This is a genomic window from Microbacterium sp. MMO-10 (genome assembly GCF_037148715.1).
Lineage (GTDB): Bacteria > Actinomycetota > Actinomycetes > Actinomycetales > Microbacteriaceae > Microbacterium.
In genome coordinates this window covers 198329-213359 of sequence record NZ_JBBCSV010000004.1, presented here as the reverse complement: position 1 = coordinate 213359, position 15031 = coordinate 198329, and the positions used below count along the sequence as shown (strand labels likewise).

Annotated in this window: 10 protein-coding genes and 1 tRNA gene; 6 read left to right on the top strand and 5 right to left on the bottom strand. The window is 73.6% G+C overall.

Features of this window, described 5'->3' with window-relative positions; genetic code table 11:
* The first annotated feature begins 123 nt into the window (after window positions 1-123).
* The 4 genes from WFJ17_RS13660 to WFJ17_RS13645 are packed head-to-tail and all read left to right on the top strand — an operon-like array spanning window position 124 to window position 7816.
* A complete protein-coding gene (locus WFJ17_RS13660) occupies window positions 124-1152 on the top strand; it encodes an AAA family ATPase (protein WP_251445994.1) in 1029 nt (342 codons plus the stop codon).
* Window positions 1153-1207: 55 nt separating this feature from the next.
* Window positions 1208-2494: a DUF58 domain-containing protein gene (locus WFJ17_RS13655; RefSeq protein ID WP_251445991.1), complete on the top strand. Its 1287-nt coding sequence runs from the start codon at window positions 1208-1210 to the stop codon at window positions 2492-2494.
* Window positions 2484-4820, top strand: coding sequence for a transglutaminase family protein (locus WFJ17_RS13650; protein ID WP_336648715.1), 2337 nt, complete (start codon window positions 2484-2486; stop codon window positions 4818-4820). The genes WFJ17_RS13655 and WFJ17_RS13650 overlap by 11 nt, the downstream gene beginning before the upstream one ends.
* Before the next feature lie 59 nt (window positions 4821-4879).
* On the top strand, window positions 4880-7816 hold the full coding sequence (locus tag WFJ17_RS13645; RefSeq protein ID WP_336648714.1) for a DEAD/DEAH box helicase: 2937 nt from the start codon (window positions 4880-4882) through the stop codon (window positions 7814-7816).
* Between the two features lie 87 nt (window positions 7817-7903).
* Here the strand turns inward: WFJ17_RS13645 and WFJ17_RS13640 are convergent, their stop codons facing one another.
* From WFJ17_RS13640 to WFJ17_RS13630, 3 genes are all read right to left on the bottom strand, one after another.
* Complete coding sequence (locus WFJ17_RS13640) at window positions 7904-8572, bottom strand: DedA family protein (RefSeq protein ID WP_292883986.1); 669 nt, start codon at window positions 8570-8572, stop codon at window positions 7904-7906.
* Between the two features lie 98 nt (window positions 8573-8670).
* Window positions 8671-9567, bottom strand: a complete 897-nt coding sequence (gene trhO, locus WFJ17_RS13635; RefSeq protein WP_251445979.1) for an oxygen-dependent tRNA uridine(34) hydroxylase TrhO — start codon at window positions 9565-9567, stop codon at window positions 8671-8673.
* 64 nt (window positions 9568-9631) lie between these two features.
* Window positions 9632-11962 (bottom strand): transketolase-like TK C-terminal-containing protein, encoded by a 2331-nt coding sequence (locus tag WFJ17_RS13630; protein ID WP_336648713.1) that lies wholly within the window; start codon window positions 11960-11962, stop codon window positions 9632-9634.
* A gap of 225 nt (window positions 11963-12187) precedes the next feature.
* Here WFJ17_RS13630 and WFJ17_RS13625 point away from each other — a divergent pair, with 225 nt between their 5' ends.
* Complete coding sequence (locus WFJ17_RS13625) at window positions 12188-12643, top strand: Lrp/AsnC family transcriptional regulator (RefSeq protein WP_336648712.1); 456 nt, start codon at window positions 12188-12190, stop codon at window positions 12641-12643.
* Between the two features lie 31 nt (window positions 12644-12674).
* Here WFJ17_RS13625 and WFJ17_RS13620 read toward each other — a convergent pair whose 3' ends face one another.
* A complete protein-coding gene (locus WFJ17_RS13620) occupies window positions 12675-14072 on the bottom strand; it encodes an LssY C-terminal domain-containing protein (protein ID WP_336648711.1) in 1398 nt (465 codons plus the stop codon).
* A 115-nt stretch (window positions 14073-14187) separates the two neighbouring features.
* Between WFJ17_RS13620 and WFJ17_RS13615 the strand changes: the two genes are divergently transcribed.
* Window positions 14188-14275: transfer RNA gene (locus WFJ17_RS13615), tRNA-Ser, on the top strand.
* Between the two features lie 124 nt (window positions 14276-14399).
* Here WFJ17_RS13615 and WFJ17_RS13610 read toward each other — a convergent pair.
* Window positions 14400-15008 carry a GNAT family N-acetyltransferase gene (locus WFJ17_RS13610; protein ID WP_336648710.1) on the bottom strand — a complete coding sequence of 203 codons (609 nt, stop codon included), beginning with the start codon at window positions 15006-15008 and terminating at the stop codon, window positions 14400-14402.
* Between the last annotated feature and the right edge of the window lie 23 nt (window positions 15009-15031).

The window sequence follows — 15031 nt, the reverse complement described above, 5'->3', positions numbered from 1 at the left end:
CCAGTCTACCCGAGGTCGCGGGCGGGTCGGACCGGGCGGCGGATCGGATCCCCGGCCCGCCCGTCCCGGGCGCGGGTTACGATCGAGACGCGGGCGCACCGCGGCGCCCGGTGAGAGGGACGCATGCACGCCACGAACGCCGCCGACGTCGCCACGAGCACGGCCCCGCAGACGCGCACCGGATCCGCCGACGGGATCGACGCGGCCGGGTTCGCCCGGCAGACCGCCGCGATCCTCGACTCCATCACGGCGGTGATCGACGGCAAGGACGACGCCGTCCGCAGCGCTCTGGTGTGCCTGCTCGCCGAGGGCCATCTGCTCGTGGAGGACGTGCCGGGGGTCGGCAAGACGATGCTCGCCCGCGCCCTCGCCGCGAGCATCGATGCGACCGTGCGCCGGATCCAGTTCACCCCCGACCTGCTGCCCGGCGACGTCACCGGGGTCAGCGTCTACAACCCCGTCGCCCAGGAGTTCGAGTTCAAGCCCGGCGCGGTGTTCGCGCACATCGTGATCGCGGATGAGATCAACCGCTCCTCCCCCAAGACGCAGTCGGCCCTGCTGGAGGCGATGGAGGAGCACCAGGTGACGGTCGACGGTCACTCGCGCCCGCTGCCGGATCCCTTCCTCGTCGTCGCCACGCAGAACCCCCTGGAGATGGAGGGCACCTATGCCCTGCCGGAGGCGCAGCGCGACCGCTTCATGATGCGCATCTCGATGGGCTATCCCGATGCGGCCGCCGAGACCCTGATGCTGCGCCAGCGCGACACGGCCAACCCGCTCGACGCGATCCGGCCGGTGCTCGCCGCGTCCGATGTGCGGGGGCTCATCACGTGGGCGCGGGCCGTGCACGTCGCCCCGGCGCTCGAGGAGTACGCCGTCGCGCTGTCGCAGGCCACCCGCACCGACCCCAACCTGCACCTGGGGGCGAGCCCGCGCGCCACGCTGCAGCTCGTGCGCGCCGCGAAGGTGCAGGCGGCCCTGGACGGGCGGGACTACGTCATCCCGGACGACCTCACGGCGCTGCTGCCGGACGTCTTCGCGCATCGGCTCATCGCGGCCCGCGGACTGCACCGGGCCGGCGCCCGGCCCATCGAGTCGGCGCTGGAGGCGATCGTGCGGCGGATCCCGGTTCCGGTCGGCCTGCCCCGGTGACACGATGACCCGGCCGAGGCGGGAGCGGCGTCCGGCGGATCCGTCCGGGCGGCGGATGACCGGACGGGGGGCGAGCGCGCTCCTGGTCGGGATCCTGCTCGTGATCGGCGCGAACGTGCTCGCCGCGCCGGTGCTGTTGTACGTCGCGGCGCTGCTGTTCGGCCTGCTCGTGCTCGCCGCGCTGTTCGTGTTCGCGCCCCGGCGGCGCGTGCGGGTGAACCGCGCCGTGGCGGCCGACCTGCTCACGGTCGGCGACGACACCACGGTGCGGATGCGGGTCGAGCTGCGCACCCTGCTGCGCCCGCCCGCCGGGCGCTGGAGCGATGCCCTCCCCGCCGCCGTGCACGGCCAGGCGGCCGGGCCGTTCCCCGCCGCGGACGCGGAGCCGATCCCCGGCGGCACGACCATGTCGATGACCTATCCGATCTCGGGAGCGCGGCGCGGACTCGCCTCGCTCGGACCGCTGCGCCTGAGCACCGCCGACCCGTTCGGGATGTTCACCCGCACCGACGAGCTGGGCGACGTCACACCGATCACGATCGTGCCCGCCGTGCTGCCCCTCCCGCGGCTCGCCGACCGCACCGGGCGCGCCGGCGGCACCGCCCAGACCTCGTCGCACCGCCTCGGGCAGGGCGCCGACAACCTCTCGCCGCGCCGGTACGTGCCCGGCGACTCGATGCGACGCATCCACTGGCGCGCCACCGCGCACCGCGGCGATCTCATGGTGCGCCAGGAGGAGCAGGAGTCCAGCCCGGATGCTCTCGTCGTCCTCGACCGCGCCGGAACGCGCTGGCCGGGCGCGGATCCCGATGCCTTCGACCGGGCGGTGACCGCCTGCGCCTCGATCGCGGTGCACCTCGTGGATCAGGGATTCGCGGTCGACGTCGTCGATGCGACCGGCGTGCTGATCGGCCGGCTGCGCGGAGCGGAGGACGAGCGCGACGGGCTGCTCGTGAGCCTCGCCGGGATCACGCCGCGCTCCGGCGAGCGCGACCACGGACTCCCCGCGGCGAGCGAGGGCCACACCGTCGGCCCGCTCGTCATGATCACGGGGTCGATCGACGCCGCCGACGCCGGTTCGCTGCCGCACGGCGGCGCCGGCACCCCGATCCTGCTCGCGACCTCATCCGCCGCGGACGCGCTTCCCGCCGCCTCCCTCCAGGGCTGGCGGACGGCCGCGCTGGGCGACGACCCCGCCGAGGCCTGGGCGGATGCCGGCGCCGCGGATCCCGGATCCGCGAGCACGGATGCCGGATCCGGACACCCGCAGCACCGCCGGCCCGCCCCGGCGGGGCGCGAGGACGAGGCCGGACCGCCCCCGGAGACCGCCCATGTCCGTTGACGCCAGCGCCTACGCCGGCCCGCCGCGCCCGTCCCGCGCGGAAGCGGGTCCGGTCGCCGCCGCCCTGCTGGTCGCGTTGGGGGTGTTCGCCGGCGTGTGGCCGCTCAGCGCCGTGCTCCAGCCGGGCAGCTGGAGCGCGGGGGCCGCGACGACGTCCGCCGCGGTGATCATCGCGGGGGTCGCGACGCGCCTCCTCGCACGCCGGGCGCCGGCGTGGATCGCGATCCCCGCGGTCCCTGTGGTTCAGCTGATCGCGGGGACGGTGGTCCTCACCGTGTTCACGGGCCGGCAGCTGGGCAAGGCATGGCTGCTGCCGTCGCCGGAGGTGTGGCGCGCGGTGGACGCACTCGTCTCCGCGGCGATCGCCGAGATCCGCGGCGGCGTCGCGCCCCTGGCTTCGACCGTCGCGATCGCGGTGTCGATCGCGGCCCTGGTCGGGCTCGTCGCGATCGTGCTCGATCTGCTGCTCGTCCCGCTGCGATCCCCGCTGGTCGCCGTGGTGCTGGTCACGGTGATCGGCGCGCTGCCCGCGATCGCAGTGCACCAGGGCCTGGATCCGGTGTGGTTCGTCGGGCTCGCCGTCGTGATCCTGCTGTTCCTGCGCGTCCGCTTCGCGCCGACCGGATCCGCCGCTCCCGCGCCGCAGACGCCCGAGGGCATGTCGGCGCGGGCGCACGCGGCCGCGGCATCTCCTCCGTCCGCGGCGGTGGCGCGCACCCGCCGCCTGCCCGCCGTCGTCATCGGCGCGATCGCCGTCGTCGCCGCCCTCGTCGTGGCCCCGCTCCTGCCGGTGTCGGCCTCGGGCATCAGCACGGGCGGAGGGCGCGCGACCCTGAGCGCCACGCTGAACCTGGGCCAGGACCTGCGGCGTCCCGCTCCCGTCACCGCGCTCACCCTGATCACGCAGGACGGCACCCCACCGTACCTGCGCATCGCGACCCTCACCCGCTTCGACGGCTCGACCTGGCAGCCGGACCGGCCCGCCACCGTCCCCCTCTCCCAGGGCTTCGGGGACGTCACGGCGCCCGACGGCGTCGCCGTGCACGAGAACAAGACGACGATCCGCACGGCCGGGATCTCCGGATCCTGGCTTCCGGTCCCCTATCAGGCCACCACGGTGCGCGGGGAGGACGGCGGCTGGAACGCCGCACCCGACAACCGCACCGTCATCGCCGCGAACGCCGACGCCGCGGATCAGAACTACACGACCGACACCGCGGTGCTCGTGCCCACGCTCGATCAGATCCGCGCCTCCTCGGCCTCGGGATCCGACGCCCCTGCGGAGCTGCGGGCGCTTCCGGCCGACATGCCGGCGATCATCGCCGACGACGCACGGCAGGTGGTCGGCGACGCGACCAACGACTACGACCGCCTGATCGCGCTGCAGACCTGGTTCCGAGCCGGATTCCGGTACTCGCTGCAGACGCCCGTCGACGAGCGGTTCGACGGCACCAACGTCGACGCGGTGGCCACGTTCCTCACCGTGCGCGAAGGGTACTGCGTGCACTTCGCGGGCGCGTTCGCGCTCATGGCGCGCTCGCTGGGCATGCCGGCGCGGATCGTGGTGGGGTACCTGCCCGGCACGGCGACCGATCGGCGGTCGGACGACGGGCGGGTCGTGTTCGAGGTGTCGACCGATCAGCTGCACTCCTGGCCGGAGGTCTACTTCTCCGGCATCGGCTGGGTGCCGTTCGAGCCCACCGCCACCCGCGGCGTGCCGACGGCGTTCACCGCGGCGGCCACGGCCGGCGGCGCCGGGACCGGCGGCGCGACGACGGCTCCCTCCCCCGCCCCCACCGCGACCGGCAGCGCGAAGGATCCGAAGAACCTGGACGTGCCGGAGGCCGGAGGCGCGGGCGGCACGACATCGACCGCCCTCGCCGCGGCTCCGGTGCTGTGGACGATCCTGGGACTGCTCGCGGTGCTGCTCATCCCGGCCCTCGTCCGCCGCGTGCAGCTGTCGGGCCGGCGCGCCGCGGCGCGCCGGGGCGACGCGGACGCGGCGTGGGCCGAGCTGCGCGCGACGCTGCAGGATCTGGGCCTGCCCGCCCCGCCCGCGGAGTCCCCGCGCCGCCGCGGCGAGCGCCTCGTCCGGGAGCGCGGCGTCGATCCCGCCGCCGTCGCCCTCCTGGTGCGCGCGATCGAACGCGCGAGCTACGCGCCGTCCGGATCCGGATCCGGATCGCAAGCGGAAGACCTCCGGGCACCCCTCGATGCCATCCGGCTCGAGCTGCGCCTGCATGTCTCCCGTCGCGACCGCGTCGCGGCCGTGCTCGCGCCGCGGTCGCTGCTGGGTGCGCGCCTGCTCGCGGCCTCGACGTCCTGAGCCGGCGCAGGCGGTTACGCTCGAAGCCGGTGCGATCCGGCGCCGGCGGGGAGGGAAGCATGGCCGAGGCGAGCACGCCGTTCGCCGGCTGGCGCTTCACGGGCGTGCTGCGCACCTACCAGCGGCAGGTGCTCGAGCGTCTCGCCCCCGGATCCGAGGATGCGCTGCACATCGTCGCGCCTCCGGGATCCGGCAAGACCCTGCTCGGGCTCCTCCTCGCGATGCGCGAGGGCGGGCGCACTCTCGTCCTCGCCCCCAGCACGACCATCCGCGAGCAGTGGGCGCGCCAGGCCGCCGAGCTCGCGCCGGACCCGACGGACGTCTCGACGGATCCGCTGCGCATCGCCGCGCTGACCGCGCTCACGTACCAGGCCGTCAGTGTCACGGGCGACGGGTCGCCGTTCGAATCCCTCGCCCGCGCCCGCTGGGCGGAGGAACTCGTCACCGCGGGCCGCGACCAGGCCTCGGCGGAGACCTGGCTCGCCGCCCTCGCCGTCGACAACCCGCGACAGTACCGCTCGGGCCTCGCTCGCCGGGTCGTGCGCCTGCGCCGACGGCTCGCCCGCGAGCGCCCCGAGACGATCGCCCAGGTGCTGCATCCGAACGCGGTCGCCCTGCTCGATCGCATCGTCGACGCCGACGTGGACACCGTCGTGCTGGACGAGTGCCATCACCTGCTCGACCACTGGGCGCTCGTCGTCGCCTACCTCGTCGGCGCGATCCGCGGGCGCGGCGGACGCGGAGTCGTCATCGGCCTCACCGGAACGCTGCCGGACGTCGCGGACGGGCCGGAGTACGAGAACTACACGCAGCTGCTCGGCGAGGTGGACTTCGAGGTGCCGACGCCCGCGGTCGTGAAGGAGGGCCACCTCGCCCCCTATCGCGATCACGTCTGGTTCACCGAACCGGTGCCGGCCGAGGCCGCGTTCATCCGGCAGCACGGCGACCGGCTCACGGAGCTCCTCGCCCAGGTGCTGTCCACCCCCGACGGGATCCGGTATCTCGAAGAGCGGCTGCAGCCGACCGATCCGTCCGCCCCCGACCCGTCGCCACCGGACCGGGAGACCGCGCATCAGCCGTCCCCCTCCGCTGAGGCGCTCGAGCGCGCACTCTCCGAGGACCTCCCGCTCACCCGCTCCTGCGGCGTCGTGCTGCGCGCCCTCGCCCCGGGGCACCCGCTGTGCGCGATCCTCCCGCCCGCGCTGTTCGAGCGGTGCACGACCGACGATCTGCTGACCGTGCTCGCCCGTTTCGCCCTGACCCGGCTGCTGCCCGACCCGGCGGCGCGGCCCCAGTGGCTCTTCGTGAAGAGGGCTCTGGCGGACTTCGGCCTGCTGCTCACCGATCGCGGGCTGCGCCGGGGCAGGGATCCGATCGAGACGACCCTGGCGTTCTCGGAGGCGAAGGATCGCGCCGCCGTCGACATCCTGCGTCTCGAGCTCGGCGGATCCGACGGCGCCCTGGTGCGCGCGGCGATCGTGACCGACTTCGTCGAGCACGGCAACAGCCGCGGTCTCGTCGGCGAGCGCGCGGCCGGGGCGCTGCGCGTCTACGAGCTGGTCGTGAGCGACCCGGTGACCGCCGCGCTGTCCCCGGTGCTGCTCACGGCGGACCGCATCCGGGTGCCGGCGGGCTCCGCCGAGGCGTTCGCCGCGGCGATCGCCGAGGACGTGGGAGCCGCCGTGCGCGTGCAGGACGGCGTCGGCCCGTGGCGCGACCTGGATGCTCCCGGAGTCGGATCCGGGCGGATCGTGGCCGCGGTCTCGGCGCTCATCACGGGGGGCGCCGTGCGGCTGCTCGTGGGCACGAGGGGGCTGCTCGGCGAGGGCTGGGACTGCCCCGCCGTGAACACGCTCATCGACCTGACGACCGTGACCACGGCGACCGGCACGCCGCAGCTGCGGGGCCGAACGCTGCGCCTGGATCCCGCGTGGACGGAGAAGGTCGCGCACAACTGGTCGGTCACCTGCCTCATCCCGGCCGACGTCGCGCTCGACGATGCGACCGAGCACCGCCGGCTCGTCCGCCGGCAGGGGCGCCTGCTCGGCCTCTCGGCCGACGACGACCCGGAGGGCCGGATCGTGCGCGGCCTGGGCAACGCGCTGGGTCGTGGAGCGCGGGAGCTGCTCGCGGGAGTGCTCGGGAAGGATCCCCGCGCCTCGATCGGCGCGCTGCAGGAGCAGGTGCGCGCCGACCTCCGGCCGCGGTCGCTGACGCGCACGCAGTGGCGGATCGGCGAGCCGTACCGATCCGAGGAGCGCGAGGTGCTCGCGGTGCGGCGCTCGTCGGCGGTGGCGCTGATCCCCACCGGGCGCATCCTCGCGACGGCCATCCCCGGGGCCGCCCTGTCTGCTCTCGGCGTGGGCGCCGTGATGTCTGCGGCCGTCACGGGTCTCGTCCCGATCGATCCGGTCGGAGCCCTCGTGGCCTTCGGCTGCGCCGGGGTCGCGCTCGTGCTCGGCGGGGCGATCCGGCCGCTGACCGCCGCGCGCCGCCGCCGGGCGGATCCCGCGGGCATGTTCCGGGGAGCGGCGATAGCCGTCGCCCGCACCCTCGCCGATGCCGGGCGGATCCCTCCCATCGATGAGACGGCGATCACGGTCGCTGCGGACGGTGACCGGATGCGGATCGAGCTCGCCGGATCCGGTCGGCGTCTCGTCGCCGAAGCGGTCGAGGAGCTCTTCGCCCCGCCGGTGTCGCCCCGCTTCCTGCTGCGCACCGATCGGGCCGACGTCGGCCGCTCGGCCTCCCTCGTCGCGATGATCGCCTCCCTTCAGGCGCGGGATCTGCGCCGGGCCACGCTCCTCGCGGTGCCCCGGATGATCGCCCGCCGCCGCACCGACGCCGAGACCTTCGCCCGGCACTGGCGGGAGCAGGTCGGGGCGGGGCAGCTCATCGAGCTCGAGGGATCCCGCGGACTCGCGCTGCTCGCCGTGGCACGGCGCACGCCGCGCGTGCTCGACTCCGCCGAGCCGCGGACCACGCTCTGGGGCTGAGCGCGGCCCCGCCGATCGGAACCGCCCGCGCCGAAGCCGCCGATCGGCGCCGCGAGGCGGGAGGAAAGCCCGTGCCCGGGATCTCGGTCAGGACGCGTCGCGCACCTCGGCGGTGACCGCCTCCCCGTCGTGTCGTGCGGGCGGGACCGGCTCCGCGTCCCCGCGACGACGGTGCCACCAGCGCAGGACATGGTCGATCACGAAGCCGACGACGACGGCGAACACCACCGCGATACCGACGCCCAGCAGCGGGTTGTCGTGCACCCACTGGCCGGCGACGAGGCCGATGACGATCGCATAGGCGACCCAGGTGATGCAGGCGAACAGGTCGAACAGGAAGAACCGCCGGTGCGGGAACCGGGTCTGGCCCGCGACGTAATTCACCGCGACCCGCCCCCAGGGGATGTAGCGGGCGGTGAAGATGAGCGCCGCTCCGCGCTTGTCGAGCTCGAATCGCGCCCACTCGAACATCTTCTGCACGCGCGGCCGGCGCATCCAGCGCCAGCGCTCGGTGCCGATCGTGCGGCCGAGCAGGTACGCCATGTTGTCACCGGCGACCGCACCCACCAGCGCCACGAGCCCGAGCACGATCAGGTTCGGCTGCCCGCTCTGCAGCGAGAGCGCCGACAGCGCGACGAGCGCGGTCTCGCTCGGCAGGATCGTCGCGAAGCCGTCGACGAAGAAGAACACCAGCAGCACCGGGAACAGCCAGAGCTGTCCTGCGGCGTGCAGCAGCCAGGCGTTCAGCAGGTCCATGCGCACCACGCTACGGCGCGGATCCGGCGCCGTCGTCATCCCCGGGAGTGATGTTCCGAACTGTTCACCGGGACCGCGGTACCGGGCCGGATCCCGGATCAGACCGCGGCGGCGTGCTCCCTGCAGGGCACGGCGACGCAGTCCGCGCAGACCACGTCCTGCCGGCGGCACGACGGATCCGGGCAGTTCGCCGTGCGGTTCGTGGCGGCCCCGCAGCCGGCGCACACGCCGATCACGGCGGCGTGGTCGGAGAAGTCCACGGATCCGCGTCCGTCGAACACGTACAGCGAGCCGTCCCACAGCCCGTCGTCGCCGAACCGCTCGCCGTAGCGGACGATCCCGCCCTCCAGCTGATACACCTCTCCGAAGCCGCGCGCCGTCATCAGGCTCGACAGCACCTCGCAGCGGATCCCCCCGGTGCAGTAGGTCACGACCGGGCGTCCCTTGAGGTCGTCGTAGGCGCCGGAGTCCAGCAGCCCCACGAAATCGCGCGTGGTCTCCGCATCCGGCACAACGGCTCCGCGGAACCGGCCGATCCCCGCCTCGAGGGCGTTGCGCCCGTCGAAGAACACCACCTCGTCGCCGCGTTCGGCGACGAGGTCATGCAGTGCGTCCGGGCTGAGCCGGGCGCCGCCGCCGACGACCCCGTGCTCGTCGACGCGCAGCTCGCCGGGTGCGCCGAACGAGACGATCTCGTCGCGCACCTTGACGCTGAGCTTCGGGAAGTCCGCGCTGTACCCGTCGGCGTCGACCGCGGTGCCCTCGCTCCACTTCACGTCGGCATCGCGGAAGGGGGCGTAGGAGCGGAACGAGCGCAGCCAGGTCTTCACCGCGGGGAGGTCGCCGCCGAGCGTGCCGTTGATGCCGTGCGGCGAGATCAGGATCCTGCCGCGCAGGTGCAGCGCCGCGCAGAGGTCGCGCTGCCAGAGGCGGAGCGCCTCCGGGTCGGCGAGGGGCGCGAAGGCGTAGAAGAGCACGATCTTCGGGGTGGGCACCAGGAGATTCTAGGCGCGCCCTCGGCGCCCGCGGCGGTGGTCGCGGTGCCGAAGGCGGCGAGGGTCAGTCCGCGAGGTCGAGGGCGGCGCGGACGATGCTGTCGACGTCGATGCCGTGATACCGGTACACGTCGTCCAGATCCCCGGCCTGTCCGAACCGGCTGACGCCCAGGTGCCGCGCCGGCACGCCGCGCACTCCGGCGAGGAAGGCGAGCGCGTGCGGATGGCCGTCCAGCACGGTCACGAGCGGAACGGCGCGCTCCGAGGGCAGGATCTGCTCGAGGATCCAGCTGTCGACATCGCCGTCCCCGTCGCGGGCGCGCAGCGCCTCGAAGAGCAGGCCGGGGCTCGTGACGCAGACGACGTCGGCGGCGCACCCCTGGGCCTCGAGCCGCTCCGCCGCGGCGCACGCCTCCGGCACCATCGCCCCCATGGCGGCGATCGTCACGCGCGGCGCCTCGGCCGAGCGCAGCCGGAAGCCGCCCGCGACGACCTGGCGCCGCCGGCGCTCCCGGGCCGCCGGGTCGGCGGGGATCGCGGCGAGCGACTGATCGACGGGCTTGGTCGACAGGCGGAGATAGGCCGACCGCCCGCCCGGACGCCCCATCTGCGCCATGGCGGCGAGGAGCGTCCATTCCACGTCCTGCACGAAGGCGGGCTCGTAGCTCGTGCATCCGGGCTGCTCCAGCCCGATCGACGGCGTCTTGATGGACTGGTGCGCGCCGCCCTCGCCCGCGAGGCTCACCCCCGAGGGCGTGCCCACCAGGATGGACTGGCCGCCCGCATAGATGCCGTACGACCAGGGCTCCAGGGCGCGCTCCACGAACGGGTCGTAGAGCACGCCGATCGGGTAGAGCGGCTGCCCCCAGCGGCTCCACGTCGCGCCCAGCTCGCCGAGGAGGCTGACGAGGTTCACCTCCGCGATGCCGAGCTCGATGTGCTGCCCGGTCGGACGCTCGCGCCAGTGCATGATCGTCTCGCCGTCGTCGTCGAACCAGTCGGGCCGGTCGTCGGTCGACCACACCCCGACCTTGTTGAGCCACCCCGCGAGGTTGGTGCTGGAGCTGACATCGGGGCTCGCGGTGACGACACGGCGCGCCACCTCGGGCGCGGAGCGGGTGAGATCGAGCAGGACGCGCCCGAGCGCGGCCTGGGTCGTGCCGGCGCCCGCCGGCGTGCGCCCGAAGTCCGCGGGCACCGGGTGCTCCGCGGCCGCCGGCACCGCGGGCCGGCGGAGACGCTCGGCGGTCTGCGCGCAGAGGGCGCCCTCCGCGGAGCCCGCCGCGAAGCGCCGCCACGGCTCCGCCGGATCCTCGCCCAGACGCTCGGCGAGCTCGGCGTACTGCGCCGCGGTCAGCAGCGAGGAGTGGTTCTGCGGGTGCCCCTCGGTCGGCAGGCCGTTGCCTTTGATCGTGTAGGCGATGATCACCGTCGGCCTCGTGTCGTCGATCCGCGCGAACGCCTCGCGCAGCGCCTCCAGATCGTGGCCGCCGAGGTTGCGGATCGCCGCACGCAGCTCGTCGTCTCCGATCCCGGCCAGCAGCGCACCGATCGCGGCCGCATCGGGCCCCGTGCCCGGCAGGCGCCGGCGCAGTTCGTCGACGGGGCAGCGCAGCAGTCGCTGGTACTCCGGATTGGGCATGTCGAGGATCCGGCTGCGCAGCACCCCGCCGCCCTCGCGGGAGAAGAGCTCGTCGAGGAGCCGCCCGAAGGCGACGGTGATCACCTGCCAGCCGACCGCCGCGAACATGCGCTCGAGCTTGCCGGCGGCCATGTCCGGCACCACCCGATCCAGGGACTGCCGGTTGAGGTCGACGATCCAGACGATCTCGCCGAGATCGTGCACGTGCGGATCCAGCAGCGCCTCCCAGACCGCGCCCTCGTCGAGCTCCGCATCCCCCACCAGCGAGTACTGCCGCCCCTGCGGGGACTCCCCCGACAGCGAGGAGGCGTAACGGCGGGCGATCGCGCCCCAGATCGGTGCCGTGGCGCCGATCCCGACCGATCCGGTCGAGTAGTCGACGACGTCGGGATCCTTCGTACGGCTCGGGTAGCTCTGCACGCCCCCGAACTGGCGGAGGGCCGTCATGTGCCACTCCTCGAGGCCGCCGAGCAGGTAGTTGATGGCGTGCAGAACGGGCGAGGCGTGCGGCTTCACCGAGACGCGGTCCTCAGGACGGAGCTGCTCGAACCACAGCTCGGTCATGATGGTCGCGATCGAGGCGCTCGAGGCCTGGTGGCCGCCCACCTTGAGCCCCGAGGGGTTGGGGCGCACGCGGTTCGCGTGGTGCACCATCGAGGTCGCGAGCCACAGCACGCGCTGCTCGATGCGGGTCAGGGCGGCGAGCCGGTCATCGGTCGCCACGGCGGGCGCGGTCGCGGTGGGCGGGGTCATCGGGATCCTCCTCGGGACGGGTGCGCGGCGTCCTCGCCGCACCGTCGATGCCGGCCCTTGTGGGGTCTCGCGCCGGCCCATCCGTCACGGACCGGGGCGAGGCATCTGTTCAGACGCAGATTGTCGCCTCATTGCACCAGCGTCGCATCACCCTGACAATAGATCGATCCGCCGTTGATCAGATCAATCAAAATCGACGCACTTCCAAGATGGGACGTGATCAGGATGACTCCTCGCGCCGACCGCACCGATGCCATCCTCCTGCGCCAGCTGATCCGCTCCCCCGCGGCCACGATCGTCGCTCTGGCCGAGGCGACCGGGCTCGCCCGCAACACGGTGCGGTCGCGCCTGGACCGCTACGAGCGCGACGGGGTGCTGCGCTCGCTGGAGCGCCGGGTCGACCCGGCCTTCCTCGGCTACCCGCTCGGCGCCTACATCCTCACGCGGGTCACCCAGCGCAAGCTCGACAGCGTGGGCGTGGAGCTCGCCGGCATCCCCGAGGTGATCGAGGTGCTCGGCCTGTCCGGCGTCTCCGATCTGCTCATCCGGGTCGCCGCCCGCGACACCGACGACCTGTACCGCATCGCCGGACGGATCCTCGACGTCGACGGGGTCAAGCGCACCAGCACCGGCCTCGTGATGCGCGAGATGGTCCCCTATCGCGTGGCCCAGCTGCTCTGAGCCCCGCAACGGACCGGCGCAGTCGCGTGCGTCAGCTGCCCCGGTGGGCCGTCGACCGCCGCCGCGCCCATGCCCCGGCGGATTCGCTCGACAGCGCGAGCAGGGCGAGGCACTGCAGGCAGGCCGCCAGCAGCGTGCCGTTGAACCCGAGCGCCGCGCGGCCGTCGAGATAGTCGATGGCGGTCGACAGCACGCCGATCGCGAGCAGGACCATGAGCACCGCCCGGGAACGCCTGCCCCGGCGCAGCACCGACCAGGCCATGAGCAGCTGAGCGATCGAGACGACCGCTCCGAACCCGATCACCACGAGCAGCACCGTCGCCTGGTCGGCCGGGCCGTCGGCCAGGAGCCGGCGGATGTCGGCATCCGTCGCCATCCCGATGACGAGGCCGCCGAGGTCGAGCAGCGCCCCGAGCACCACGACGCCCACCGCGAAGAAGGTCGACAGCGGGGCGCGCCGGATCGAGCGCTCGGCCGTGGTGCGCAGCGACTCGCCGTGCCCCTCCTCCGGAAGGACGGCGGACCGGGAGCCGCCGGGAGCGGCGGCCGGATCGGCGTCCTCCGGGACGACCACGCGGGTGACGTCGAGGATGGGCAGGTCGCCGTCGGTGATGAACCGGTCTCCGCCGCCGTTGCGGGAGTGGTAGCCGGTGGTGAAGTCGTGCAGCTCGCGCACCCGCACGGCAGGGTCGGCATCGCGCGCGCTCTGCACCACGAAATCGCGCTCGATGTCGGTGTTCTCGTCGATGCGGTGGGTCACCTGGAGCGTGAAGAGGCTCAGCCCCACGTCGGTGTCGTAGGTTCCCGCACCGAGCCAGTCGGTCTTCGCCCCGCCCGGTAGGAGCCACCCGGGCGGGCAGTGCCAGAAGCGCACGTGATGGCGCTGCTTGGGGTTGCCCGCGACCTCTTGCTGGTAGGCCACGTCATGGCGTCGCCCGAAGAGCATCAGCGGCGAGACGGGCGCGGTCGGGTAGCTCCTCCGGGTGAGCGTCGAGACGATGATTCCCCACGTCGACGCGGCGGTGATCTCGTCGGCCCTGTGCCAGCCCGCCCGGGTCATCACGTCGTCGAGCTGGGCCGCGGTGCCGTCCACGCCGAGGTTCACCGGATCCCCGAGCAGCCCGTCGGCGGTGCGGGTGCGCCCGAAGAAGTAGTCCGGCACGTACAGATCGCTCAGCATCCGGTGCAGGCGCGGGAGCACGAGGTAGGCCATGATCGCCCACACCGGGACGAACAGCAGCACCGACCATGCGTAGCGGAACGTCTGCAGCGAGATGATCACCGCGAGCCAGACGGCCGAGGCGGTGCCGACGAGGAAGGCGAACCGGTCGAAGACCGTGGACGACGGCAGCGGCTGCTGCATCTGCAGGGCCCAGCGCCGTCTCGACGGATGCTCCCCGTCGGCGTGCTGCGAGTCGGTGCCGGTCACCGTCGTTCTCCTTCGCGGTCGTCCTCATCCTGGCACGGGCGCCCGCTCTCCGGGGCGCTCCGCCCTGGTCCGGATCACACCCGCGGATCGGATAGACTGATCAGGTTGTCCTCCTGGTGACGTGTCCGAGCGGCCGAAGGAGCACGCTTGGAAAGCGTGTGTTGTGCAAGCAACCGCGGGTTCGAATCCCGCCGTCACCGCCAGATCGAAGGCCCCGACTCCCCAAGAAAGCCGCTGGGGAGGCGGGGCCTTCGTCATGAGCCGGACGCGCCTCGGGGCGGCCGCCTTCGTCAGGCGACCGGTCCGGGTCGGACGACACGCACCGCGTCAGGCCGAGGGGATCCGGATCCCGTAGGTGGTGCTGCCCTCGCCCGAGGCGAGCTCGGTGAAGCCGAGCCGTTCGTAGAAGGCGCCGGCCGAATGGTTGTCGGCGTTCATCCCGAGGTGCAGCCCGGGCACGCCCCGACGTCCGAGCTCGGCGAGCAGGGTGTCGATGAGCCGGCGGCCGAGCCCCTGCCCCTGGGTCTCCGGCAGCAGGTCGATGTGGAGGTGCGCGGGGTACTCCCGCACGATCGCGTCGTCACTCGGCGCCTGCCGGTCGCCGTACGCGATGAAGCGGTCCTGAGCGGTGGGCTCCTGCGCACCGGAGCGGCGGTAGCGGTCGCGGCGCGACGGCCACCACTCGTCGCGGAACCAACCGGCGAAGGCGTTCGTGTCGTCCGTGGCGACCACGTACCCGATCACCCGCGCGTCGTCGGACTCGACCACCCAGCACAGCCCGGGATCGCGGCGCGCGTAGGGCACCGCGAAGAGGTCGCCCCAGAGGGCGTCGTCCTCGAGCATGCCGGTGGCGTCGGCGCCCACGTCTGCGGTCTTCACGCACACGTCGTACAGCCCGACGACGTCGTCGGAGCGGAACGGTCGGATGCGTGCCACGGAGTGCCCTTCGATCGGCGTCC